Origin of the sequence: Hymenobacter canadensis (genome assembly GCF_027359925.1) — a bacterium.
GTDB lineage: Bacteria > Bacteroidota > Bacteroidia > Cytophagales > Hymenobacteraceae > Hymenobacter > Hymenobacter canadensis.
Genome location: NZ_CP114767.1, coordinates 3,863,885 through 3,890,180 on the forward strand (window position 1 = coordinate 3,863,885; position 26,296 = coordinate 3,890,180).

The 26,296-nt window shown below is 59.7% G+C and carries 18 protein-coding genes; 10 read left to right on the plus strand and 8 right to left on the minus strand.

Annotated features, from left to right (window positions below; translation table 11 throughout):
* Nucleotides 1-13: 13 nt before the first annotated feature.
* From polA to O3303_RS16590, 5 genes are all read right to left on the minus strand, one after another.
* On the minus strand, nucleotides 14-2,899 hold the full coding sequence (polA, locus tag O3303_RS16570; protein WP_269559491.1) for a DNA polymerase I: 2,886 nt from the start codon (nucleotides 2,897-2,899) through the stop codon (nucleotides 14-16).
* Nucleotides 2,900-3,025: 126 nt separating this feature from the next.
* Entirely contained in the window at nucleotides 3,026-5,320 is a 2,295-nt protein-coding gene (locus O3303_RS16575; RefSeq protein WP_269559492.1) for a hypothetical protein, read from the minus strand.
* 154 nt (nucleotides 5,321-5,474) lie between these two features.
* Nucleotides 5,475-6,671 carry a DUF4249 domain-containing protein gene (locus O3303_RS16580; RefSeq protein WP_269559493.1) on the minus strand — a complete coding sequence of 399 codons (1,197 nt, stop codon included), beginning with the start codon at nucleotides 6,669-6,671 and terminating at the stop codon, nucleotides 5,475-5,477.
* Complete coding sequence (locus O3303_RS16585; RefSeq protein ID WP_269559494.1) at nucleotides 6,672-9,077, minus strand: TonB-dependent receptor; 2,406 nt, start codon at nucleotides 9,075-9,077, stop codon at nucleotides 6,672-6,674.
* 414 nt (nucleotides 9,078-9,491) lie between these two features.
* The gene (locus tag O3303_RS16590; protein ID WP_269559495.1) at nucleotides 9,492-10,235 is read right to left on the minus strand and encodes a hypothetical protein; all 744 of its coding nucleotides are present in this window, start codon (nucleotides 10,233-10,235) and stop codon (nucleotides 9,492-9,494) included.
* Nucleotides 10,236-10,505: 270 nt separating this feature from the next.
* On the opposite strand from O3303_RS16590, the gene O3303_RS16595 reads away from it, so the two are divergent.
* Nucleotides 10,506-11,120: a 3'-5' exonuclease gene (locus O3303_RS16595; RefSeq protein ID WP_269559496.1), complete on the plus strand. Its 615-nt coding sequence runs from the start codon at nucleotides 10,506-10,508 to the stop codon at nucleotides 11,118-11,120.
* 54 nt (nucleotides 11,121-11,174) lie between these two features.
* On the opposite strand, the gene O3303_RS16600 is transcribed toward O3303_RS16595, so the two are convergent.
* From O3303_RS16600 to O3303_RS16610, 3 genes are all read right to left on the minus strand, one after another.
* Entirely contained in the window at nucleotides 11,175-11,999 is an 825-nt protein-coding gene (locus O3303_RS16600; protein ID WP_269559497.1) for a TPM domain-containing protein, read from the minus strand.
* Entirely contained in the window at nucleotides 11,996-12,457 is a 462-nt protein-coding gene (locus tag O3303_RS16605) for a TPM domain-containing protein (protein ID WP_269559498.1), read from the minus strand. Before O3303_RS16605 ends, O3303_RS16600 begins: the two co-directional genes overlap by 4 nt.
* A 93-nt stretch (nucleotides 12,458-12,550) precedes the next feature.
* Nucleotides 12,551-13,129 (minus strand): LemA family protein, encoded by a 579-nt coding sequence (locus tag O3303_RS16610; protein WP_269559499.1) that lies wholly within the window; start codon nucleotides 13,127-13,129, stop codon nucleotides 12,551-12,553.
* A 193-nt stretch (nucleotides 13,130-13,322) separates the two neighbouring features.
* On the opposite strand from O3303_RS16610, the gene O3303_RS16615 reads away from it, so the two are divergent.
* The 9 genes from O3303_RS16615 to O3303_RS16655 all read left to right on the plus strand — a co-directional run bounded on the left by O3303_RS16615 (nucleotide 13,323) and on the right by O3303_RS16655 (nucleotide 26,241).
* A complete protein-coding gene (locus O3303_RS16615; RefSeq protein ID WP_269559500.1) occupies nucleotides 13,323-14,324 on the plus strand; it encodes a sugar phosphate nucleotidyltransferase in 1,002 nt (333 codons plus the stop codon).
* A gap of 160 nt (nucleotides 14,325-14,484) precedes the next feature.
* Nucleotides 14,485-15,855, plus strand: a complete 1,371-nt coding sequence (locus O3303_RS16620; protein ID WP_269559501.1) for a hypothetical protein — start codon at nucleotides 14,485-14,487, stop codon at nucleotides 15,853-15,855.
* Nucleotides 15,856-16,030: 175 nt separating this feature from the next.
* Nucleotides 16,031-16,423 (plus strand): hypothetical protein, encoded by a 393-nt coding sequence (locus tag O3303_RS16625; protein ID WP_269559502.1) that lies wholly within the window; start codon nucleotides 16,031-16,033, stop codon nucleotides 16,421-16,423.
* Between the two features lie 95 nt (nucleotides 16,424-16,518).
* On the plus strand, nucleotides 16,519-17,967 hold the full coding sequence (locus O3303_RS16630; protein ID WP_190782908.1) for a hypothetical protein: 1,449 nt from the start codon (nucleotides 16,519-16,521) through the stop codon (nucleotides 17,965-17,967).
* Between the two features lie 137 nt (nucleotides 17,968-18,104).
* Nucleotides 18,105-18,533 carry an IS200/IS605 family transposase gene (gene tnpA, locus O3303_RS16635; RefSeq protein WP_269559503.1) on the plus strand — a complete coding sequence of 143 codons (429 nt, stop codon included), beginning with the start codon at nucleotides 18,105-18,107 and terminating at the stop codon, nucleotides 18,531-18,533.
* A gap of 221 nt (nucleotides 18,534-18,754) precedes the next feature.
* Nucleotides 18,755-22,219 carry an acetate and sugar kinases/Hsc70/actin family protein gene (locus tag O3303_RS16640; protein WP_269559504.1) on the plus strand — a complete coding sequence of 1,155 codons (3,465 nt, stop codon included), beginning with the start codon at nucleotides 18,755-18,757 and terminating at the stop codon, nucleotides 22,217-22,219.
* 179 nt (nucleotides 22,220-22,398) lie between these two features.
* Nucleotides 22,399-23,844 carry a hypothetical protein gene (locus O3303_RS16645; protein ID WP_269559505.1) on the plus strand — a complete coding sequence of 482 codons (1,446 nt, stop codon included), beginning with the start codon at nucleotides 22,399-22,401 and terminating at the stop codon, nucleotides 23,842-23,844.
* A gap of 134 nt (nucleotides 23,845-23,978) precedes the next feature.
* Nucleotides 23,979-25,439 carry a hypothetical protein gene (locus O3303_RS16650; protein ID WP_269559506.1) on the plus strand — a complete coding sequence of 487 codons (1,461 nt, stop codon included), beginning with the start codon at nucleotides 23,979-23,981 and terminating at the stop codon, nucleotides 25,437-25,439.
* A gap of 124 nt (nucleotides 25,440-25,563) precedes the next feature.
* A complete protein-coding gene (locus tag O3303_RS16655; protein ID WP_125438700.1) occupies nucleotides 25,564-26,241 on the plus strand; it encodes a hypothetical protein in 678 nt (225 codons plus the stop codon).
* Nucleotides 26,242-26,296: the final 55 nt, after the last annotated feature.

Below are 26,296 nucleotides of genomic sequence, written 5' to 3' on the forward strand. Positions count from 1 at the left end.
CTGTTTCGGGGCGTTAGTGCGCCTGCAGCCAGTTGCGGCCGGTGCCCACTTCCACTTCCAGCGGCACGCCGTGGGGCAGGAGCAGGGCGGTGGCCATCAGCTCCTTTATTTTGGGCGTGATGTAGGCTACTTCCTCCTGCACCGCGTCGAATACCAGTTCATCGTGCACCTGCAGAATCATTTTGGTGCCAAGCTTTTCCTGGCGCAGCCACTCGTGGATGTTGATCATGGCCTTCTTGATGATGTCGGCCGCGGTGCCCTGGATGGGGGCGTTGATGGCGTTGCGCTCGGTGTAGCCGCGCAGGGTGGCGTTGCGCGAGTTAATGTCGCGCAGGTAGCGGCGGCGGCCCAGCAGGGTGGTGGCGTATTCCAGCTCCCGGGCCTTGTTGATGCTGTTGTCCATGAACTGCTTCACCGACGAAAACTCCTCGAAGTAGGTGTCGATGATGTCGGTGGCTTCCTTGCGCGAGATGCCGATGCGCTGGGCCAGCCCGAAAGCCGAAATGCCGTAGATGATGCCAAAATTGACGGTTTTGGCTTTGCGGCGCATCTCGCTGTCGACCTCACTGAGCGGCACTTTGAATACCTTGCTGGCCGTGCTGGTGTGAATGTCGAGGCCCTGGCGAAAGGCTTCAATCATCGTTTTATCACCCGAGAAGTCGGCCATGATGCGCAGCTCCACCTGCGAGTAGTCGGCGGCAAGCAACACGTGGCCGGCGTCGCGGGGCACGAAGGCCTTGCGGATTTCCCGGCCCTTTTCGGTGCGGATGGGAATGTTCTGCAGGTTGGGATTGGTGCTGCTGAGGCGGCCGGTGGCCGTCACGGCCTGGTTGAAGCTGGTATGCACGCGGCCGTCGGCCACATTCACTAGCTGGGGCAGGGCCTCCACGTAGGTGCTGCGCAGCTTGCTGAGCTGGCGGTACTCCAGAATGAGGGCGGCAATGGGGTTTTCGGCCGCCAGCTGACTCAGGATTTCCTCGCCGGTGGCGTACTGGCCGGTCTTGGTCTTCTTGATTTTGCCCTTGCCAATGTCCATTTTATCGAACAGCACCTCGCCCAGCTGCTTCGGCGAGCCGATGTTGAACTCCTGGCCGGCTTCCGAGAAAATCTGCTTCTCCAGGTCCACGATGTAGCCTTGCAGCTCGGCCGAGTATTCGCCCATGGCCGAGGAGTCGATTTTCACGCCCTCGTACTCGATGTCGGCCAGCACCGGCACCAGCGGGTTTTCCACCTCGTTGAGCAAATCCAGCAGGCCCACTTCCTTGAGCAGCAGCTCAAACACGTGCTTGAGCTGCAGCGTCACGTCGGCATCCTCGCAGGCGTAGTCTGACACCTCGGCCGGGGGCAGGTCGGCCATGGTTTTCTGGTTCTTGCCTTTGGGGCCGATGAGCGCCGTGATGGGCACGGGCGTGTAGTGCAGGTAGGTTTCGGCCAGCACGTCCATGCCGTGGCGCATGTCGGGCTCCAGCAGGTAGTGGGCCAGCATGGTGTCAAACAGCGGCCCGTTGATGGCGACGTTGTAATGCTTGAGGATGGTGAGGTCGTACTTGATGTTCTGGCCGATTTTGAGGATGTGCGCGGCCTCGAAAAACGGCTGGAACTCATCCACCAGCGCCTGAGTGGCGGCGTGGTCGTCGGTGGGAACGGGCACGTAGTAGGCCTCGCCGGGCAGCCAGCAGAAACTTAGCCCCACCAGCCGCGCCGTCATAATATCCAGGCCGGTGGTTTCAGTATCGAAGCTGACTTCCGTCTGCTGCAACAGAAACGCCAGCAGAGAAGCGCGCAGCTCCGGCGTATCCATCAGGTGGTACTGGTGCGGCACGTCCTGTAGCGTGCGGCGTGGCCCGGCCGGCGCCCCAAACTCGCCGGTTTCGCCTTCCTCAGCGCCAATAGCCACGGCCGCATCCGACGACGAGCCGAACAGACTGCCCTGGGCCTCGGCCGCTTTCGGGCGGCGCGCCCCACGCCCGACGGGCGCGGCACTCACGCCGGCGGGGCTGCCGCCGCCCAGCACGCGGGCGGCCAGCTGGCGGAATTCCAGCTCGTCGAACAGTTGCCGTAATGCCTCGGCATCAGGCTGATCCAGCACCAACTTATCGGCCTCAAACTCGATGGGCACATCCAAGTGGATGGTGGCCAGCTCCTTGCTCATCAGGCCCTGCTCGGCGAAGTTGCGCACGTTCTCCTGCTGCTTGCCCTTGAGCTGGTCCACGTTGGCAATCAGGTTTTCGACGGAGCCGTACTTCTGAATCAGCGTTTTGGCCGTCTTCTCCCCGATGCCCGGAATACCCGGAATATTGTCGGAGGCGTCGCCCTGCAAACCCAGAATGTCAATCACCTGCTCGGGCCGCTCAATCTCGAAGCGTTGCAGCACGTGCGCCACGTCCAGGATTTCGGCGGCGTTGCCCATGAAGGCCGGCCGGTAGATTTTCACGCAGTCCGTCACCAGCTGGCAGTAGTCCTTGTCGGGCGTCATCATATACACCTCCCCGAAGCCCTGGGCCTCGGCGCGGCGAGCCAGCGTGCCAATCACGTCGTCGGCTTCGAAACCTTCCACCATTAGGATGGGAATGTGGAAAGCCTTGATGATCTGCTTGATGTAGGGAATGGCCAAGCCGATATCCTCGGGCATGGCCTGGCGCTGGGCCTTGTACTCAGCGTACTGCTCGTGGCGGAACGTCTTTTTGGCGGCGTCGAACGCCACGCCGATGTGGGTGGGCTTTTCCTTCTGCAGCACCTCTACCAGTGTGTTGGTGAAGCCCAGAATAGCGCCGGTGTTGAGGCCCTTGGAGTTCACGCGCGGGTTCTTGCTGAAGGCAAAGTGGGCGCGGTAAATCAGGGCAAAGGCGTCGAGCAGGAAAAGCTTGTGGGGCTGGGCAGCGGGGGCGTCGGGAGTCATGGAGGCGAAGGTACGGAAGGCAACGGGGCCAGACCATAGCAACCCGCGGCTTGGCATCTGTGTTACGCGCAGGGCAACTACTGGCGTACGTCTGGGGTATGGCCTGCCACAGTGCAGGTGCTGCCATTAAAGGGCCGGTTTCACTTCGATGGTGAACCGCGTGCTGCCGGGCAGGCCATCTGCCGACAGGCCCTGCACTTCTACCAGATAACGGCCCGGCTGGTCGCCGGTGTAGAACTCCACCGCTTGGGTGCCGGCCGTCGGCGTGGTCAGGTTCGGATTCCAGTACAGCAGGTTGCGCAAGTCGGGCAGGCGGCTTTGCTTTTGCTGGGCAGTTTCGTAGCGCGGGGCATAGAACTCGCGCTGAGCCTGCAGGCCCTCATACTGCTGCACTAGCACCCGCGGGTCGAGTTGAAAGCCTTCTAGGTCGCCCTTGTAGGTGGTGTAGCTCACCACCCCGTTATAGAGCGACGTGCCATGAAAATACCGCCCGTCCATGACCTCCAGCTTCTGGATTTTGAGCGGGTTCAGGGCCATTATTTTATTAGTATTGAACACCGGTACGCCATCGAGCAGTACCATTGGGTCTTCGGGTAGGGGTAGCCGGTTGAGCTTGTTAATCACGATAAAGTGGAACCCGTCTTTTCGCAGGCGCACGACCACGCCCGGCACGTATTCCCGCATCACCTCTTCCAGCACTTTAAAACGCGTGTATTTGTCCAACATGTACACTTCATCGGGCTTGCCATAGAAGGCAGTGCTATCGGTAGGCGGCAGCGTATACCGGTTGCGGTACTTGCCGAAGTAGATATTCTGCAGCTGTGCTTGCAAGTGCCGCCGCTGATAATCGGTTTCGAAGCGTGAAGCCGGCGCCTGTGCTACCGCGGGCCGTGCGGCGTATTGCGTGGAAAAGGCCGGCAGGAGCGTGATGCGGCACGTGCTGTCCTGCTTCGGATCGGTTTGCAGCACTAGGTCGCGGGAGCCGTACAGCTCGTTGGTTTCAAACTCCACCAAGCCGCTGGAGTCACTCACTGCATTGCCCAGCCTAACCAGGCGGCTCGGCGACGACATGTATGTGGTGATGTTGGGCACTGGGGCGTTGGTGGTGGCGTGCGTAAGCCGGGCCTGCACAACAGGCGCGTGTAGCTCGGGGCGGTAGAGCCAGGGGGGCTGGCGCGCCAGAATATGTTCCCACTTAAAGCGGCTCCAGCCCTGTGTCAGCATCAGGTTGTCGGCTGCCTCCGTGCGTTCGGGGCCGCCGGCCGTGAAGTAATAGTCAGGGTTTTCTATGGTGCCTTTCAGGTCAGCCGACAGCCACAGGTAGCTGTTGATGTCAGCCGTGGTGCCAGTGGTCAGTGAGTCGAGGCGGTACACGCTCATCGATAGGTTGGCGGCCAGAGGCAGGGCCGAAGTGCCGGAACTGGCCGTGGTCAGCTGCACACGTACTTTCTCACGACTGGTGTATTCGGTTTTCTCGGCGCTGGCCGTGATGGCCAGCTGGCGCACAGGCGGCCGGAAGTAGAGCCGCTCACACAGCGGTTTTTGCTCAGAGTTGAACAGCGTGAAGTGCGAAACGCCTTCTAGGAGCTGGTCGGTCCGGACGGTGAAACGGGCACTGCCGTCGATCAACTCGGCTTGGGCTGCTACCACCACCTGCTGCCGGGAATGCGCGAGCAACCAGATAGTTTCGGGCTGCCGATTAGTTGAGCGCACCGCTACCGTTAGAATTGCCGGGGTGGTATTCTGCAACTGCATGACATAGCCCTGCGCAAATACCTTTGGAAGCTCGCGCTTCAGCACCGTGCCTTCCGCTACTGCCACCTCTGCCCGATATATATTGCCGGCTTCGGGCTGAAACACAAAGCTACCCATGCCGAACTGGCCGGTCCGGAACGTGACTACTACTTGGTTGAACTGGTTGAGTACCTTGCCCGTTGCTGCTACTCCCCGGCCATGGTTGTCGGTGGCTTTGAAGCCTATCCGGCTGCTGAGGTCCCACACCAGATTGCCGCCCTCTGGGAAAAACTGCACCTCGTAGCCTACTGAGTCAGTCAGGGCTGCGCCGGCGGTGGTGGCCGTATTGAGCACCGTAACGACCTGCTGGAAAAAATAGTCAGGCCCGAAATTCTGCATCCAGCGACTGTAGGCCCGCACCGTGTAAGAGCCGGAGGGCAGGGAAGCAGGCAGGTTGAAGGAGCCCTGGCCAGTAGCGTTCTGCAACGGAATTTTGCCCTGCAGTACGGGTTTGCTGGCTTGGTTGAGAACCTCCACGTAAGCCACCGAGCTAAACGGCAGCGGCTTGAGGTACGTGCCGTCAGTAGCGTACACCTTAAACCACATGGTTTCGCCGCTCAGGTACATCGGCCGGTCGAGGTGCAGAAACAGCTTTTCGGTTAGGGTACGCTGCTGATAGCTGCGCAACTTGGTAGCTATGCTATGTCCTTCCGATTGAGCAGATGCCGTGGCAGCACCCAAAAACAAGCCGGCAAGCAAACCCGTGCGCAAGGCTGGCAGCCGCCATAGTAAGCACCGGATTAGTATGATAAGCTGAGAATACATATAAATGCGCTAAAGATTAAGGCCAGAAAGTGGGCTTAATTGACGTGCCACGCGTGCGACAGTCAACACAATCGCGGGTTTTGAACAGATATCCCACAGGACCATTTCTGGTGCGGGCCTCCGATATAGGTACGTTAACTCCTCCGGGAGTAAAGAAAGCAGCCAAAATAGTGGCCCGGGGCGGCGAGGGCTCTAAGCCTCGCTGGGGAATAAATACCGTGTCGGGCGGCACGCACTTCTCGTAGCCCGACACTACCGGCCAGGAACCCGGTAGTTCGGCACGGCTGATGAACAGACGTTTCTCTTCGATGGAGTGAGCCCCGATGAAGCCTAATACCAGATCATCGGGGTTGGAAAGGCAGCGCACGTTACCCGTAAGCTGAGCGGGTTGCGGGTCGAAGAGGGAGCCAATATTCTCCGTGTTTTTGCGCAATAGCTCCCAGTATGCGTATTCCTCAGCCGTGAGGGCATGCTGACGCACCAAGATGCTGTAGCGCGTAAACAGACGCTCGGAGGTAGTTGCCAACTGCCGGACCCGAAAATCGGCCACAACATCCTGCGTTAGCGCAGTTGTTTTGTAAAGCTGCACGAAGCCCGCTCGTTCTATTCCGTAGCAAACCGTTGGAAATGGCACAGCAATAGGGCGGATATCATTGTTGACATATTCCACCGTGGGGTAGTAGGGCGACTTGATTTCCCAAGTATCCTCCGTTTCCCATCGGTAGTACTGCGTAGAGCCTGTATCATCGTGGGCACTGACGGACACGTTGAGCCCATTGCCAGTAGGGCGCCATGTTAGGGCATCAATTGGCGGGGTTACTTTTACGGGCACGTATGCCGAAGCGTATTCACCGTTAGTAGTTGTAGTCAAGTGCAGGCGATACTTGCGGGCAATGTTCAGCGTCAGGTTGGCCGACGTATAGGTGCCGGACCGGGCTGGGGTTTCCTGCAGCAGGTAGCGGGGGCCGCTCTCTTCCTCTATGTACACTGTCGCCCGGGTTTCAGCCGGGGGCACCTGAGTCGACCGAATGGCGTATGTGCGCGAGAGCCGAATAGTGGTCACTCCCTGGGTATTGATAAAGCCATCGATAACCAGAAAATTCGGCGGGCTTTCCACCACATCGGGCATGTAGTCGTCGGTGCAGGAAACGCCTAGCCCTAGCGCCAAGCACCAAAGCAACGTCCACCGCAAGGCGTAGGAGAGGATATGCATTTAAAATTTGAAGTTATAGGTGACACTTGGAATAGGCTCGCCGAAAATAGACAGCTTGTAGCCCCTGATTTGTCCGTTTACTGATTTGAAATACACCGAATAGGGGTTGCGGCGCCCCGTGAGGTTGTACACGCCTACCGTCCAAGAGCTGTGGGCTAGCTTTTTTACTTTGTGGCTGCCTTCCATGTTCAACGCCACGTCGAGGCGCATATAGTCAGGTACGCGGTAGGCGTTGCGGTCAGAGTAATACACGCGCAGCGAGTTGCCGGCGTAGTATTTGGCCAGCGGTAGTGTGATGGGGCGGCCCGTGCTGTAGGTGAAGTTGACGGAGGTGCTAAAGCGCCGGCTGAAGCGGTAATTACCGACCAAGGTGCCATCGTGGGGCTTGTCGAAGTTGCTGGCGTAGTAGCTGCCCCCGTTGATCATATCGGAAGTAGTAGCGGCGTTGACGCGCACCAGCGAGCGGGAATACGTGTAGCCTATCCAGCCATTCAGCTTACCGGTGAGCTTTTTCACGAACACCTCTACCCCGTACGCCTTCCCCTGCGCGTTAATTATGTCTGTTTCGATGCGCGGGTTGAGCAGCAGCGTGGCTCCGCTCTTGAAATCCACCACGTCATCGAGGGTCTTGTAGTACGTTTCCACCGACGTCTCAATAGTATTAGACTTGAAGTTGCGGTAGTAGCCGACCGAATACTGGTTGCCCACCTGCGGCCGGATGTTGTTGTCGCTGAGCTTCCACACGTCAATCGGTGATACTGATGCGGTATTGGTGAGCTGATGAAGGTACTGGCGGGTGCGCGTGAAGCTGGCCTTTACCGACGAGTTGTCGGACACGGAATAGCGGGCCGAAAGCCGGTATTCGGGACCGTGGTAGTTGGCCACTACCTTGCCGGCGCCGTAACTAACGGTGTCAACGATGGTGGCCTCGGAGCGCGACTCACCAGCCGCGTACCGATACACCTCGCGTGCCCCCAGAGCCTGGAAAAAAGAGTAGCGTAGGCCTGCGGATACGGAAAAGCGCGGTGTAATATCAAAGCGGTCAGAAACGTATACGGCGCTCTCCAGTGCCTGCTCACGGGGCAGCACGTTGGGCCTCACCAACGACGACTCGCTACGCGGTAGCAGGCTGCCGGGCGAAATACCGTAGAATTGCGTGCTCGCCCCGAAGTCAACCGTATGCTTGGAGTTGGGAAAAAAGCTGAAGTCAGCACGCAGAGCCGGTTGCTTGATGGCATAGGTGAGCTGTGAGGCTGCCACCGGAGTTTGCTCACTGGTCACATCGTAGTCATAGTGACTATATGTAGCCGTGAATACGCCGTACAACTGGTTGGTAAAGCTATGCCGCCACTTCAGGGTAGCGGCACGGTTAGAATAGCGGTAGGTGGTGTCGCTACCCAGTCGGAATCGGTCGGAGCTGTAGTAGCCGGTGGCGTAAACTGAGTTCTTCTCACTGAACTCGTGCGTTACGTGGGCCGTGATATCATAGAAACCGGCGGCGCTTTGACTGTAATTTTTGTCGGAGAGTTGCTTAAGAACCCAGTCTGAATAGCTGGCGCGCCCGCTCAGGATAAACGAGCTTTTGTCTTTTGCCAGTGGTCCTTCCAGCGTCAGACGGCTCGTTAGGGGCCCGATACCGCCTGAGCCGGAAAGCTTCTTCTTATTTCCCTCTCTGGTGGTGATATCCAGTACCGACGACAACCGCCCGCCATATTTGGCCGGTATGGCACTTTTATATAGCTCAACCCCTTGCAGAATGTCAGGGTTGAAAGCCGAAAAGAAGCCGAATAGGTGCGACGGATTGTAGATGGTAGCATCGTTGAACAGAATCAGATTCTGGTCGGCGGCACCACCGCGTACGTTGAGGCCCGTGCTGCCCTCGCCCACCGTTTTCACGCCGGGCAAGGTCATAATTACCCGTAAAATGTCAGTTTCGCCAAATGCTGTGGGCACCTGCCGCATGGTTTTTATATCGAGCTTCTCCAGCCCCATCTGCATCCCCGACACGTTTTTGTCTTTCTCAGCCTCAATCACTACTTCCCTCAACGTCACAATGTCTTCGTCCACCTCAATCTCTAGCTTGCCGTTGCCGCGCAACAGTACTTGACGCTTGGTGTTCTTGATGCCTACGCCACGAATTTTCAGGTCATAGCGGCCGGGAGGTAGTGTGAGCGAGTACGAGCCGAACTGGTCGGTGCTGGTGCCCACTCCGGAGGGCTCGTGATAAATAGTTGCACCAATAATGGGTTCCCCCGATTTTGAGTCGCGAATGCGGCCTGCCAAAGTTGCCTTATTGTCTTTGACGCTCTGAGCAGTACCCACCTCATATACCCGGTACTCCGAGACGCTAACCAGCCGGGAGCGTCCTTCCGGACGTTCGGGCGTGGCTTCTGCGTCCGACATCATGACATCGGATAATGTACCGCCCGCCGCCGGCCGGAAAAAGTTTTCGGGCAGTGCTGGGGTTAGTCGCGCATCGGCCCTCACAATGAACACCCGGTTGTCAGTATCCAGCACGAAGCGGAGGAGGCTGTTTTGCAAAGCCTGCTGCAGAGCTGCAGCTACAGGCTGCTCACGCGCCTTAAGGGTCACAAAAACGCTGTCGACAGTAGTTGGGTCGTAATAAAATTGAAGGCCGGTTTGAAGTTCCACCTGCCGCACAAATTGCTCGAACGGAACACGGGTAAAATCGCCGGTAACCGTTTTACCCCCCGTTTGCTGGCCGAGACAGATCGAACTAAAAGAGGAGAGTATAAAAAGTAGGGAGTAGAGAATGCGCATACGAAAGTGCAATAAGATCATATGAAGATGTAAAGTAGACTACTCAGTAGATAAGCTATTGTAGTAATCAGCAAGTTCTATAATATCTAACTCCCGGGTTTTCTTGCTGAATCCCAGTCTGTTCGCTTTTATAAATTTCTGTATTTCTTTTTCATGGTCGGCCATGTGCTTCACGATGGAAGCTTTGCTGTCTATCGGATAATACAGATTGTTCTTGCGCAGAAAGTACCTGTCTTTCGAATAAAAATCGGCGTTTTTGTTGCCTTGTTCAAGTCGCTCACTGATTAATTTCACCCGCTTAGCCACCACCTGTATATTGCTATCGATAAGCACTTGATAGTAGCCTGTCTGGATGGCTTTGCCGGTGGCGCTATCGGCTACGAGCCGAAGGAAACGCCTGCCATCAATCAGAAATGACTGAACATGCTCGTCAACTAGGCGAGGAGTGTATGAGGTAGAAGGATGCAGCAATACCACCTGATCCAGCACTAAGTCGTACCAGAGATTTACATCAGGAAAGTGCCGGCCGTTGTAGAAGACGGTGCCACGCTGCGGGGAGTCGCTGATAAAAAACTGGTGACCAGTTTTCAGGAAATACTTGCGTGAATAGTCGATATACTCTGGTCCGTTATAAAGATTTGGGTGCGCTTTAAAATGGGAGGTATTCTCGTTTTCTAAAACCCTGATTGATAAAGCAGATGCATCTTCCGGGTTTCCCGTTACCTGGCTAAAGCCTTCATAATGCACAAAGCAAAAGGCCAATGCGAATAGACATTTGGTCATGTTATAAATTTAACGAGTTAACGTTCACATAGAAGGAAAGACAGTCTAAACGACAATAATACAACCTGAAGGTGAGTGCTAGGGGTCTAGCACCAGCCTGGACGCTGGTTGGGAAAGTCGACTAAAAGATACGTTGATTAGCCTAAATATCACTCAGCCCGCAGGATATCTGCGATTGTCAGGAGTGAAAAGAGTGAAGTTAGCCGAAGGTAGCGAGTGGCGACGCTTAGCAAATCAACAGTTGCTGGGTAGCATGCGTACATGACTGGCATGCGCTACGTCTCCCTCGACCTTGAAACCACCGGCGGCAACCCGCTCCGCCACCAGATTCTGGAGCTGGCGGCCGTGGTGGAAGATACCCGAAACCTGTTGCCGCTGGCGGAGCTGCCGTATTTCCGGCGGGTGGTGCGCCACCCTGAACTGACCGGCACCGCCGGTGCGCTGGCGTTGAATGCTGGCTTGCTGCAGGAACTGGCCCGTAAGGAGCCCAACCCCGAGCTGTGTACGCCCCAGGAGCTACTGCCGCAGCTGCGGGAGTTTTTGCTGGCCCAGGGCTTCAGGCCAGACAAAAAGGACTGCGTGGCCGTGACGATGGCCGGCAAGAACATTGCCTCGTTTGACCTGGGTTTCCTGCGTGAGTTGCCCGGTTACGGTACGTTGGTGCGCGCCGAGCCCGCCATGCTCGACCCGGCCGCCTTCTACCTCAACTGGCGCAAAGACACGCGCCTGCCCACCATGCAAATCTGCAAGGCCCGCGCTGGTTTCGAGGATACTACGGTAGCCCACCAAGCCCTGGCCGACGCGCTGGATGTGGTACAGCTGCTACGGCCGTTTTACGCTTTTCCCGCGTACCAGCAAGTGCCGGCCGACGGAAAAGGAGAATAAAAAAAGGCCCGGAGAACGTCCGGGCCTTTAGAGATGCTGCAAATAAGGCGGGCTTTACCAGTCGCCGGAAGCACCGCCGCCGCCGGAGCTGCCGCCGCCGAAACCGCCGAAGCCGCCCCCGCCACCTCCGCCGAAGCCCCCGCCGCCCCCGAAGGTGCCACGGCCGCCACTGAAGTCGCCGAAGATGATGGGCGGTATCATGCCGCCCCCGAAGCCTCGGTTGCGGCCGCCGCCACCACTGCCGCCGCCGCGGTTGCGCAGCAGCATAAACAGCACCAGCGCCCCGATAATCAGCCAGAACATCCAGCCCGAGCCGCTGCTGTCGTTAGACTGCGGGCGGGTACGGGTGGTTTGGTCGGCCTTGTATTCGCCTTTGGCCAGCGCAATCAGCTGGTCGGCGGCCCGATCTATGCCAGCGTAGTATTGCTTCTCGCGAAAGGCCGGAACGATGGTGTTGGTGATGATGCGTTTAGCCAGCGCATCTGGAATAGCGCCCTCCAGGCCGTAGCCGGGCTGAATGCGGGCTTTGCGCTCCTTCTCGGCAATGAGAATCAGGACGCCGTTGTTGTTGTTTTTCTGGCCGATGCCCCAGGCTTCATAGAGCTGCTGGGCATAGCCGGCAATGTCGGCATCGCCCAGGGTGGGCACCGTAACCACGGCTATCTGCGACGAGGTGGAGTCGTTGTAGGCGACCAACTTTTGCTCGAGTGCCTGCACTTCATCCGGCTGCATCATGCCGGCCAAGTCGTTGACGAGGCGTGGCGGATTGGGGCGCGGTGGTACCTGTTGGGCGAAACCAGCCCAGCCGATGGCCAGCAGCAGCGCTACCAGAAGCGGCCGCAGCCAGAGCGGCGGCCGTAACAAAGGGGAGTGTGTCATTTGCGGGGAGGCTGCGGCGGGCCACCACCATAGGAAATGGAATCGTCGAGTTCGTTCTGGTCGGTGGCGGCGTCGTAGGGGAAGTAGCGCTGGAGCTGCTCGCCCACCATCCGGATGCCGTTTTCGAGCCCGCCTGCGTACTTCTCCTGCCGAAACAGCTGGAGCACGTTTTCCTTGGTTGTTTCCCAGAAATCGTCGGGCACGGCGGCATTGATGCCGGCGTCGCCGATGACGGCGAACTGCCGGCTCTGCCAGGCCAGGTAAAACAGCACGCCGTTGCGCTGGGCCGTTTTGTGCATGTTGAGCTCGGCAAATACCTGCGCGGCCCGGTCCAGCGGATCGGGCGTGGGGCAGTTGTCTTCCAGGTGCACCCGGATTTCGCCCGAGGTTAGGACTTCAGCCTGCCGGATGGCCTCTACCAAGGCCTTTTCCTGCTCTGCGGTGAGAGGGTTGTTCATGGGCAGTTGTCAGTAAGCAGTTGTCGGTTGTCGGCCGTAAGAACCTGCAGGCAGGCCCCGACAACTAACAACCGACAACTGACAACCAATAAATTAGAACTGAACCGTAGGTGCCTTCTGCGCGGCAGCGTCGGCCTCGAAGTACGGTTTTTCGGCAAAGCCGAACATCCCGGCAAAAATGTTGTTCGGGAAGGACTTCACAAAGCCGTTGTAGTCGTTGGTGACGGTGTTGAGCTTGTTGCGCTCCACGTTGATGCGGTTCTCGGTGCCCTCAATCTGGGCCTGCAGTTCCTGGAAGTTGGCGTTGGCCTTCAGCTCGGGGTAGTTTTCCGAAACGGCCAGCAGGCGGCCCAGGCCGGCGCTTACCTGCGACTGGGCTTCCTGGAACTGCTTCAGGTTTTCGGGCGTGAGGTTGTCGGCGTTCAGCTGCACGCTGGTGGCTTTGGCACGGGCCTCAATCACGTCGGTGAGGGTGGTTTTCTCGAAGTTGGCGGCTCCTTTCACGGTGTTCACCAGGTTCGGAATCAGGTCGGAGCGGCGCTGGTAGGCGCTCTGCACGTTGCCAACCTGCGATTTTACAGCCTGGTCGCGCTCAACCATGCCATTGTAGCCGCACGACGACTGGGACAGCAGCAGCACAAGGCCGGCAAAGTAGAGAAGAAAGCGTTTCATAAAAGAGTAGGAAAGAAATGGAAGGGAGAGAAAGAAAAGCAGGAGAACGGTGGCCGGTGTCGGCAACGAGGCTGGGCCCGGGTAGCGGGCGGCCTTCTGCCGGCAAAGTACGAATTCGCGCCGCAGCGGTTGTGTTTGGCGCTGCTCCCGCCCCGATTCGCTATTTTGCGGACTTACGCCACGCCAGTAATTCATGAAAGCCATTATTCCCGTCGCGGGCATTGGGTCGCGCCTGCGCCCGCACACGCACACGCAGCCCAAATCCCTGGTTCCGGTTGCCGGCAACACCATTCTGGGGCACATTATTGATCGGCTGAGTGTGGCCGGCGTCCAGGAGTTCGTCTTCATCATCGGCTACCTCGGCGAAAAAATCGAGAGCTACGTGCGCCGGCAGTATCCGCATCTACAGGCTTCGTTCGTGATTCAGGAGCCGCGCGAAGGCATTGCCCACGCGCTGTGGCTGGCCCGCGAGCAGTTCCGCCACGAGCAGGACGGCATCCTGATCCTGCTCGGCGACACCATCGTAGACATCGATCTGCCCGCCATGATGCAGTCGCCCGGCAACGTGCTGGCCGTGAAGGAGGTGAAAACGCCTTCCATGTTCGGCATTGTGGAAACCGGGCCCAGTGGGCGCGTGACCAAAGTGGTGGAAAAGCCCCGCATTCCGAAGTCGAACTACGCGCTGGTGGGCCTCTACAAGATTGCCAATCCCGACTGGCTGGCCTCGGCCCTGGAGCGCCTCATCGAGCAGGACCAGCGCACCCACGGCGAGTTTCAGCTGACGGATGCACTGATGCTGATGATTCAGGACGGCGCCGAAATGACGACGGTGCCCGTTGATAACTGGTTTGACTGTGGCCGTAAGGAGAGTCTGCTCGAAGCCAACGCCCGCCTGCTCAACCGCCCCGAGTTCCTGAAGCGCCACGACTACCCGGAGTTTCCCGATACCATCATCATCCCGCCCGTCAGCATCGGCAAAGACTGCCAGATTTCGGGCTCCATTATCGGCCCCAACGTAGCTATCGGCGACCGGACCATCGTCAAGAACACCATCCTGAGTGAGTCCATCATCGGCTCTTACTCGGAGCTGCGCTCGGCCGTTATGCACGACTGCATCGTTGGTTCCGACGCCCTTTTCAAAGGCACGCGGCATAGTTTGAATATTGGGGATAACACGGAAATCGACTACAGTTAAACGTCTGTCATCCTGAGCGGAGCGAAGGATCCTGGTTATGGGTGAATTATTGCTGAACGGTTTGTTCTGGCGTGGTAGGATCCTTCGCTCCGCTCAGGATGACAGATGTGATAACAGACGAATGTATCCGCCGAGGGCAGATTGTCGTTACTTTAGCCCGATGCGCTACCCGACCTTCCTTCCCCGCCTGCTGCCCGCCTTGGGCCTGACGCTGCTGTTGCTGCCCGGCTGCTACTCCCGCTCCGATATGAAAGGAGAGGAAGCCGCCGCTGATACCAAAGCCGAAACTCCGGCCTCCACGCGCGCCGCGACGCCGGCTCCCGATGCTCCCGAAGAAGCTGCTGATGTGGCCAGCGGTGCCGCTGCCCAGCCGCTGCAGGCCGTGAATGTGTTTCTGGAAGTATCGGGCTCGATGGAAGGCTTCATGCCTAAAACTGGAGCCAGCGGCGAGAATACGCGGTTTCAACAGCACGTGGCGCAGCTGCTTTCGGAAATCAACCGGACGCCAAACGCCCGGAATAAGGCGTTTTTCCGCATCAAGGAGAAGCCCTACGCCGATACGTACCAGGGCATTTCCGGCACCGTGCGCAGCGGCATTCAGCAGCCGGCCAAAAGCACCGAGCTGCCCGCCGTGCTCGATACGCTGATGACGCGCTACTACCAGCCCGGCACCGTAAGCGTGCTGATTTCGGACTTCATCTACTCTCCCAAGAACGCCGGGGCCATTCCCTACATCAAAACCGACATCACCGACGCCCTGCAGCGCAACGGCGCGCAGCCGGATCTGGCCGTGTCGGTGTACGGCTACACCTCCGATTTCCGGGGCACGTACTATCCGGCTTTGAAGGCGGCCGGCAAGAAAACGGCCTGCTGCGACACCGAAATTCCCTACTACATCTGGGTGCTGGGGCCGGCGGCGGCCGTGCGGCAGTTTGATGCTGCGTTGCTGGAGCAGCAGCCGGCCAAGCAGGCCCACTTCGGCGTCACGTATCCGCGGCCGGCGTATTCGCTGCTGAGCAAGTTCCAGAACAAGGGCAGCTGGTACTACGGCGACGCTGGGGCCAGCAAGCGCACCGCCGACGCCTACCGCGTGGTGGCGGTATCGGAAGCCTCGGCGCAGCAGCCCGTGGAGTTTGTGGTGGGCCTGAACCTGGGCCAGCTGCCCGGCCAGTACCGCGACGTGGCCTACCTCAAGCAGAACCTGACGCTGCAGGGTGTGGACACCGACGCCAAGCTGCTCGACGTGCAAGCGGCTTCGGCCCAGACCAAGGCCAGCAGCGGCCCGGAAAGCAAGTTCACGCATTTCGCCAAAATCCGCCTCACGAAAGCACCCAAAGCAGCCCGCCCGCTGGTGCTGCGCCTCCAGGACCAGCGCCCCGCCTGGGTGGCCCAGTGGACCACCCGCAACGACGGCACGCCCGCGCCCAAAACCTTCGCCCTGAGCTCCCTGCTCGACGGCCTGGAGCCGCAGTCGGCCGGGGAGAAGCGCCCGGTGTTCGAGCTGCCCCTGACCGTACAGCCTGCCGAGTAGTAACGCGAAGTTTTACTTCGCGTATCGTTGAACGACATCCGCAGCCACCTCTGGCACGATAGTCGTTCAACGGCAGCCCACGTGCGTAAAAGCAGAAGCTTGACGTTAGTCACAATTTCGTACCCGTAGTATCGTTCCACCACTCGCGAAGTGAAACTTCGCGTTACTTCCATCTATGAAAGCACTCTTCCGCTTCCTCTACGAGCTCATCGGCGCCCCCAAACCACCCGCCGACACCCCCGTGTACCGCGACGTTATCTTCCCTAACCTGGGGCTGCTGAATCTGGGAATTTCGCTTGGGTTAGTGGTGGTTTTCTACCTGCTCATCAACCGGGCCATGGGCGTGGCCACCTTCAATAAGGGCCGGCATTGGGCCATCTTTCTGGGGCTGAATGCGCTGCTGGCCTTCATCGTCACCATCTGGCAAACCAACGCCCAGCAGGTCACCGACCACAGCTACATCTACTGGCTGGCCACCTGGAACGCCATTCTGGGCATGTTCTGGTTTTTCCTGTTCTCCGTGCTGCTCAAACGCGCCTCCACCAACGCCAGCACGACACCGTTTTAGTATTGAGTACTGGGTATTGAGTTGGCAACTAACCAACGGTGCTGTAAGCTCAATCCCGATTCTAGCTACTCAATACATAATACTCACTACTCCTCATGGCTAAACTCTTTTTATTCGGCATTGGCGGCACGGGTTCCCGCGTGATTCGCTCGCTCACGATGCTGCTGGCGGCGGGCGTGGAGCTGCCCAACTGCGACCGGGTGGTGCCCATCATCATCGACCCCGACGCGCACAACGGCGACATGAACCGCACGGTGCAGCTGCTGCAGAGCTACCAGCAGATCTACAAGCGCCTCGGCCCCCGCGAAGAAGGCTTCTTCAAGACCGATATCAGCACGCTGAGCGGCATTTCGCAGGACGTGAACGGCTCGGTGAAGGATACCTTCATCTTCGACTTCGGCGGTATCAACCAGAGCTTCCGGCAATACCTGAGCTACGATGGTCTGAGTGTGGACTCGAAAGGGCTGGTGGATTTGCTGTTCACGCAGGACAACCTGGAAAGCCCTCTCACCATCGGTTTTCGTGGCTCGCCCAACGTGGGCAGCATCGTGCTGAACAAGCTGGTGGAAAGCCCGGAAATGCGGTTTTTCGCCGATAACTTCCAGGATGGAGACCGGGTGTTTTTCGTGTCGAGCATCTTCGGTGGCACGGGCGCGGCGGGTTTCCCGCTGATGCTCAAGAACTTGAAGGACTCGAATACCCGCCTCAGCAACGCCCGCTACCTGCGCGACGCGCCCACCGGCGCCGTGACGGTAATGCCCTATTTTGCGTTGCAGAGCGAGGACAACGCCGTCATCGACTCCAACAACTTCCTCACCAAAACCAAGGCGGCGCTCAGCTACTACGAGCACAACCTGCAGGGCCTCGACGCGCTGTACTACCTCGCCGACACGCCCGACACGCCCTACGAAAACCAGCCCGGCGGCACCCAGCAGAAGAACAAGGCCCACGTGATTGAGCTGCTGGCGGCCCTGAGCATCGTGGATTTCATGCGCTACTCGCCCGCCGAGCTGCGCACCGGCGGCCCGCACTTCCACGAGTATGGCCTACAGACCGACGCGCCGGAAATCCAGTTCAGCCACCTGCCCGATGAGTCGCGCGAAATCATTGCCAAGCAGCTCACGCAGTTCCTGTACTTCACGCGCTACCACAAGCAGCACCTGCCCACCGACAAAGCGCCCTACGCCGACAACCTGAAGCTGGACTACGCCATGCGCAACGAACCCATCTTCCGGGAGCTGAACACCTTCCTGCATAGCCAGGACATGGGCGTGGATCAGTGGCTGCAGGAGTTGGCCCAGAACCGCCGCGCCTTCCGTCCCTTCGATCTGCAGACCGACGATTTCAACGCCATGATCTTGGGCAAGCCGGTGGAAAAGAAGTGGAACGACTTCTTCAACAAAGGCCTCAGCCACAACTACCTGCTCGACAACCTCAACAAAACCGAGAAGTCCATCCAGGAACCCGACAACTTCCGCAAGCTGCTGGAGCTGTTCTATGATGTGACGGATAAGGCGTTTGAGGAGAAGGTGAAGGTGGTGTAACCCCACGCGGCCCGGCCGTCCCAGGCGTCCCAGGGTTGAAACCCTGGGCTAGTCAGCGGGAGAACGATTATTCATTCAACAATGCTCCGTAGCCCAGGGCTTCAGCCCTGGGATTTGGGGCCATCTGAACGAAACGCATGAGCCACGTTTTTCAGTCGTTGTGGGTGCATGTTACGTGGGCTACCAAAAACCGGCAGCCTTGGCTCACGGCGGAACTGAAACCAGTGCTGTTTACTCAGATCCGGCACATTGCAGAAACCGGCAGCATCCACCTCAACTTCCTGAACGGCGTTCATGACCATGTGCACTGCCTGCTTTCGTTGCGCACTACTGACCGGCTGGATTTGGTGATGCAACAGCTCAAGGGCAAAAGTGCACACTGGGTAAATGAGCAGGGCCTGACGGATTTCACCTTTGGCTGGCAGAACGGCTACGGCGCGTTTTCCGTCAGTCCGTCGTACTTGGAGCGGGTGCGTAACTACATCCGTAACCAGGAAAAGCACCATCAAGAGCAGGATTACTGGCAGGAAATGGAAATGCTGGAAAAGATGGCGCGAGTGCCATGACGTGCAGGCGGCGCGGATGACGCGGATGACGCGGATGACGCGGGCTTCCCAGGGCTGAAGCCCTGGGCTAGTCAGCGGAAACCGAACAACCCACTCCGTAGCCCAGGGCTTCAGCCCTGGGACGCCCGCGCCGCCCGCCCGCATCCAGCACCACTCCGCCAACCAAGAACAGAACCGCTAACTAGCCCAGGGTTTCAACCCTGGGAACCCCGGAAAACGATATGGCCAAAGTCCTTCGCTTACATAACAACGGCTCCCAGCAGGTGCAGGGCTGGCAGAAAACCGCCCCCGTCACCAGCACCGAAATCAACACCGTGACCGACCCGGCGGGCGGCAAGTCGCGCAACCTGGCCGTGAGCATCCCGACGCCGTTTGCGCGCATGCATTTGTTCGAGACGGCCTTCGACTTTCTGGCCCGGGAGGGTAAAAACAACCCGGGGTCGGTGTACCACGAGCTGACGACCCACTTCTGGGATTTGCTGGAACTGCTCTACAACTACCACCTCTACACCCAGGCCGGCCGCAAAATCACGCTGCGCCGTTGGAATGCCGAGGCCGAAATCCGCCGGATGCGGCAGGATGAGGGCACGCGCCTGCTGGGCGAAACCCTGCAGCTATATATGCAGGACGAGCGGTTCCGCGACTTCTCCGACATGTATTTGGTGTACTATGAGTCGCCGGAGCTGGCGGGCGGCACGCGCCTGCTGGGCGGCACCTCGCCGCTGACCATCCTGTTCACCGGCCCCGCCGTGACGCCCCTGGACCTGGAGCGGCCCCAGGCCCGCGGCCACTACTTCGACCAGCAGACCGTGCTGCTCGAAGACCGCGACCCGCAGTTCCGGGAGTTTGTGTACGAGCTGTTTCTGGCCTACCCGCAGCTGCAGCGCCGCGAGTTTGCCGGCAGCGTATACGCGGGCTTCGACCGCTCGAAAATCAACCAGCTCCAGATGCAGGGCGACCGGAGCGCCCAGCAGTTTGCCGCCCGCTACCCGGCCCTGGCCGACGTGCAGGGCAACCTGGTGAGCGTGAAAGGCGTGCCATTGCCAGGCCGCGCCGACCAGTCGGCCGTGACCAGCTCCGACCTGTTTATCCAGCCCACCCGCGAATCGACGACGGGCCGGCCGCGCCCCTTGGTGCTGCGCCCGAACCTGACGATGCCCGGTGCCAACTACCTCAACGGCCAGCCCTGGGACGACCGCACGCCGGTGCCGTACTACGACGAAGTAGCGTTGGAAAGCCGCGTGCTGCCCGGCAAAGGCTTCAAATACCCCTACCTGACCGTGGGCGACCTGCTGGAAGACTCCCTGGTGGAGCTGCCTTACGAGCTGAACACCCAGCGCTTCCACACCGGCAAAGTCACGTTCCAGTACGGGGCCGATGGCCAGGGCCGGGCGCGCTTCCCCTACCTGCTGCCGCTGAAACAGGCGTTTTTCGAGTATTTCACCGAGAACGAGCTGGCCGAGCTGCTCACCTTCACCATCGACCTGAGCCACGTGCGCGTGCAGCTGCGGGTGCCGGTGCAGGCGGGCCGCTTCATCACCTTCGAGCGCAGCTACTACCATAATCCGCAAAACCCCAAGGATGCCCAGGGCCGCGAGATTCTGGAGAAGGGCCGCATTGTGAAAGCCGCCGTGGGCGTGGGCGTGTTTCCCTTCTACAAGGTGCACTACCAGCCCGAGTACAACGACCTCTACAAGGTGATGCTGGTGGACGCCGACAACGCGCCCACCATGCTCAACCGCCGTTATGACCTCACGTTCTTCGTGAACGGGGAGCGAATCACGGAGCAAGGAGCCGCCCGCCGCGCCACCCGCTACGAGCGCACCCAGAAAAGCATGGCCACCGCCGGCAGCACCTACTACGAAGTTACCGGCACCCATTTCGACCTCGCTGAGCTGACCTGCCCGCCCGCCACCATCGGCGCCGAGCCGGCCCGGGGCCTGTTCGTGCCGCGCTGGCGCGAGCTGGACCGGGGCACCCGTCGCTTCACTTTCGCGGTGGACTTTGGCACCACCAACACCCACATTGCCTACGCCGATTCGCCGAGCGCCCACCCGCGCCCGCTCACCATCGGCGAGGCCGATGTGCAGGTGGAGTGGCTGCACGCGCCGGTAGCCGACCAGGGCCTCTCGGCCGCCCAGCGCTACCGTACCGGGGCCGGCCAGATCTGGGACAACATTGCCACGCTGCAGAACCGGGAGTTTGTGCCGTCGTTCCTGGGCGAAGGCGGCTCGGTATATGAGTTTCCGATTCGGACGGCGGTTTGCGAAACCACGTCGTTTGCCAACGAGCCGGCCAAGGTGCTCAGCAACATCAACATCGGCTTCAGCATCAACACCGAAAACACGGCCGAACTGCCCCAGAACCGCTTCATCACCAACCTGAAGTGGTCGGCCGAGCTGGATCCGCAGGGCGTGTCGCGCATCGAGGCCTTCTTCCGGGAAATTCTGCTGCTGCTGCGCCACAAGGCGGCGTTGCACGGGGGTATTCTGGAAGACACCCGCGTGGTGTGGTTTGCGCCGCTGAGCTTTGATGGGTTCCTGCGCAACCAGTTCCAGCAGGTCTGGGACGAGTCGTTCCGGCAGGTGTTCAAGGCCAACCGCCCTACCATCTGCCTCACCGAATCGGTGGCGCCCTACTACTACCTCACCGCCACCAACCAGGTGGTGCCCAACCGCGACGAAAACGTGGTGAACATCGACATCGGCGGCGGCACCACCGACTTGCTGCTGTTCGCCGACCAGAAACCGGCCTACAGCACCTCGTTCCGCTTCGCCGGCGACGACCTGTGGGGCGACGGCTACGCCCGCGTGCAGGGCGCGCCCAAGCAGAACGGCCTGCTGCGCCTCGGCGTGGGCCACGTGGAAAGCCTGCCCGACTCCGAGCAAAACCAGGAGTACAAAGGCTACCTACGCGCCGCCCTCAGCAACAACGATTTCGGCTCCGCTGACGTGACCAGCCTGCTGTTCAAGTACGATGATGCGCTGCGTTTCACCCAGGCCCTGGGCCTCGGCAAGGGCCGGCAGCTGCGGGTGCTGTTCTACCTGCACTACACCAGCATCATCTACCACACGGCCCAGCTCACCAAGCACCTCGGCCTGAAAACGCCGCGCTACCTCTGCTTCTCGGGCAAGGGCAGTCTCTACCTGCGCCTGCTGGCCGGGGGCAGCTCCTTGGTGGCCATCGAGAAGATTACGAAGGCCATCTTCCAGGCCGTGACGGGCGTGGAACCGCCCCACAATTTCCGTGTCATCCTGGCCGACAACCCCAAGGAAGCCACTACCAACGGCGGCGTGCTGTTCGAGGAGAAAACGACCACCGACTACGACAACATCAAGCCTGTGAAGTACAGCGGCGCCGTGGACGGTACCGAGCTCAACCAGCAGCGCCTCAAACTAAACCAGGTAGATGCCGAGCTGAAAAACACGGTGCTGGACAACGTGCGCAACTACCTCACCCTGGTGCTGGAAGGCGACGACGTAGCGCCCTACCTGCGCGAAGTAGGCGTGGATGTGGACCGTCAGCGTGTAAAAGACATCCTGCTCCGCGAAATCGAGGACAGCCTGAGCCTAGGCCTGCACCAGTTCCAGCGCCAGCTTTCCTCCGACGAAACCCTGCCCGAAACCCTGTTCTTTCTGCCGCTGAAACAGGCGCTGTACAACCTGAGCCGCGAGTTGCAGGCGTAACCGTACTGGCGCGGTGGCCCAGGGTTGAAACCCTGGGCTATGCAGCGGTGGTTATTTTGCCCAACTTTCCTGCTTACTAGCTCAAAACCTCAGCCCTAGGACACGGGAACGTTCTACACTCTCTAGCCCAGGGTTTCAACCCTGGGAGCCAGGCCCGTCTCTCCCTATCCAAACCCCCTATGACCTTTCCCTGCCGCGTTGCTTCCCTGCTTACCGGCCTGCTGCTGCTCGCGGCGGGCGGCCATGCCCAAACGCCTCTCGGCCAGCCTACGCTGGACGAGCAGAAGGTGCAAATTTGGTGCGCCACGGTGCGCTATGTTTACGACGACAATGGGCGTTCCAACCTGAAAAATCAGTTGCAGTGTGGCAGTTCGCTGAAGGCATTTGAGAACAGTATCAAGCCCGATAGCCAGCGTGTATACAGCGCGCTGTATCAGCCATTGGAGGGCCGCGGCACAATGTACAAGGGGCTGGGCTCGAATCCGTCGCGCCTACAAAAGCTGACCACGGAAATTGTGAACCGGCTGAAGTCGTCGCCTGCCCGCCGCGCCGATCCGGCCCGAATGCAGCGTCTATCTGCGCTGGAAGCCTCTCTCAACAGCTATGTGCAGAACGGCACGCCTATCGGGGATTTGGCTACTGCCGAAACGGTAGACACCACCGCCACTACCGACGAAGCTACGGCCGCCGCCCCCGGCGACGCGGGCCTGGACGAAGCCGGTGTCGCCAATACGGCGGCGCCAGTTGCTGCCGGGGCAGGGGAGAGCCTGATGAATAAGTTCTTCGGCCCGCTGGCCCTGATTCTGGCGCTGCTTAGTTTGGTGCTCTACGCACTGCTGAAGCGTAGCATTGGGGCTTCCTGGAAGGAAATTAACGCCCGTATCGATAAGCGCCGCGACGATATTGCCGCCCTGCAAAGCAGCCCCGGCAGCGCCGCCGCCGCCGGCACCAAATCCGCTGAGCGGTTCTCGCCGGCCCAGCTGCGCGAGTTGGAGCAGCTGATTCAGCAGCGGGTGGAGCAGGAATTGCAGAAACGTCAGTCGGCGCCGAAAGCGGGTGCTGCTGCAATAGCTCCAGCCAAGCCTACCCCGCCCCGGGCGCCGCAGCCTGTTGCGCCGATTCCGGTGCCCGTGGCTCCGCCTGCGCCGGTTGTAGCGGCGCCACCGGCTCCGGTGCCGCCAACGGCTGTTCCGGACGCTACGTCGGCCAGCTCCGCCGCTCCACACGAAGAGTTCGACAGCCTGATACCTCCCGTGCAACTCCCGGTAACGCCCGTAGCTTCGCCCACTGTACCCGCCGCCGACCTGCCCCGCACGCGGTACGTGAAGGTGCCTGTGAACGGTGTATTCAACGAGTACGACTTCTCCGACGAGCCCCAGCACGACAGCATCTACGAGATTCACCAGGACCCGCAGTGGCCCGAGCTGGCCACGTTCAGCGTGACTTCCAACCTTGCCGTACACGCCTACGCCATCCAGAGTGCCCAGTACTCGTTGCGCGAAGCCTGCAAGTACCAGCAACCCGCCGGCCCGGTCACGCGCATCGTGACGGAGGAGGAAGGCGTGCTGCGTAAAGTGGCTGGCTCCTGGCAGATTGAGCAGAAAGCCGCCATCCGGTTTGAGTAAATCCGGCCTGTCATCCTGACGAAGGAAGGACCTTATCACACCTGAACGAACCTCGTCCCCACGACTCGTTTCAGCGTGATAAGGTCCTTCCTTCGTCAGGATGACAGGCCGGGAATAGCGTACTTTACAGTCCTATGTTTGAAATCATTCTCGAAGTTCTGGTCGTGACCGTGGTGGTGGGTTTGCAGATTCGCACGTTTCTGCAGACGCGCGCCACGGCCCAGCGGCTGGCCGTGTTGTATCCGCCCAAAGAGAGCCTGCGGGTGGAGCACCGCATTGTGCTGCCCGATGGCCGTGATCTGCCCGAGTACGCCGCCGACGCCCCGCCCGAGTCCTTCGCCTCCAACCTCATCAAGGCCGAAAACGCCTCGCCCGAGTTTCAGGAAATCCTACTCGATACCAACGACTACCTGCGCCACAACAAGGGCGCGGCGGCCGACTTTGGAATCCTGAAAGACATATCGGAGCGGCAGAGCCAGGTGCTCGACAACTCGGTGCAGGCCAGTGTAGCCACGCCTTTGTATCTGGGGCTGTTGGGCACGTTTCTGGGTGTGATTCTGGGCCTCGTGGGCATTGCCCGCAACGGCGTATCCGACGAAAACGCCCTGACGCCCTTCCTCACCGGCGTACTCATTGCCATGACCGGCTCCTTCGTGGGGCTGCTGCTCACGCTGCTCGGCAACGGCGTGCTGCGCCAGGCCCGCGAGCAGCTGGACCGGCTTCAGAACCAGTATTACACCTTCCTGCAGGCCCGCTTGCTGCCGGTGCTGCACGCCGATATGGCCAGCTCGCTCACCAACCTTAAGTCGGTGCTTGATGCGTTCAACCAGCAGTTTGTGGGCCAGGTGGAGCTGTTCAATCCGCTGATGGAGAAGGTCACGCAGAACATCCGGGTGCAGAGCGACTTCCTGGAGCGCCTCGATACCATCGGCTACGACAAGATGGCGGCGGCCAATATCCTGGTGTTTGAGAAGGTACGCGAGTCGGCCGAAATGTTCAGCGCCTTCACCGGCTACCAGCAGCGCCTCAACGAGATGCTGCAGAGCGGCTACCACTCGGCCGAGGCCGTGAACGGTATTCTGGACCGCCTGCGCGGCTTCGAGAAGGGCATCAACGACCTGGGCCAGTATATAGGAGGCAACAACAACTCGGTGCAGTTGATGCTGGATTTCTTCCAGAAGCACCAGCTGGAGCTGCGCAACCTCAAGGACCGCGCCGAGCAGCACATCGACCAGGCCGGCGTGGGCCTCGCCGACGTGATGAACAAGCGCCTGGCCTACAACGAGCGGCAGGCCCAGCTGGCCTACGAGAAGTGGCAGCAGTATTTCGAGCAGCTCAACGCCGACAACGTCTTCGAGAAGCTGCTGAAACAGCTGGAGCCCTTCCAGAACCTTAACGTCCAGCAAGCCGACCTCAGCCGCGACGTAACCGCCACCCAGCGCGAACTGCTGCGCAAAGTGGAAGTCGATTCCCAGATTCAGGCCAAGCTGCTGCTGGAGTTATCCAACCTGAATACGGTGCTGGTGAAAGCCACGTCCAAGAACCGTTTCCAGCGGTTTATGGATAAGCTATTCGGCGGGGTGAAGCCGCGGTAGCTACAATTCGTTTGTCATCCTGAGCGGAGCGAAGGATCCTATCAGGTCAGAACAGTATTCGCTTGATAATAACTCAGACGTGATAAGATCCTTCGCAAGCTCAGGATGACAGTTTTATAAAAAAATGAACAACGCCACCTCCAACAACCGCCAAAACAACGACTTCTTCTGGCCCAGCTATGTGGATCTGATGACGTCCTTGTTTGTGGTGATGCTGGTGCTGTTCGTGTATAGCTTTAAGCTGTTCAAGGACCGGGAAGGGGAGCTGAAGCAGGCCAACGGCGAGCTGAAAGCCAAGGCCGCCGAGCTGGAGCAGATTACCAAAATCCGCCGCTCGTTGCAGCAGCTGGAGGGCCGCTATTTCCGTTACGACCCCACCAACGAGCGGCACGAGCTGCTGGTGCCCGTGCAGTTCAAAGCCGGCCGCGACGAAATCCAGGACAGCTACAAGCCCGCTCTGCTGCAGGCCGGCCGCACCCTGCGCACAGTGCTCAAAAGCATCAAAACAGACCAGCCCGTGCGCTACCTCGTGATTGTGGAGGGCATGGCCGCGCGCTACCCCCAAGGCGACCCGCGCAACGCCCGCGAGGAGCAGACCACCTACCAGCTCAGCTACCGCCGCGCCCTCAACCTCCTCAACCTCTGGAAGCAGAATGGCCTCAATTTCGGCCAGGACCGCGGCATCGAGCTCATCATCGGGGGCAGCGGCTTCTACGGCACCGGCCGCTATCAGGGCCGCCGCGAAGGCGACAACAAACGCTTCCTGATTCAGGTGATTCCGAAGGTAGGGCGGATGCAATAATACCTTATGCCCCAGGGCTAAAGCCCTGGGCTATGCAGCGGTTTCCACTTGGGCT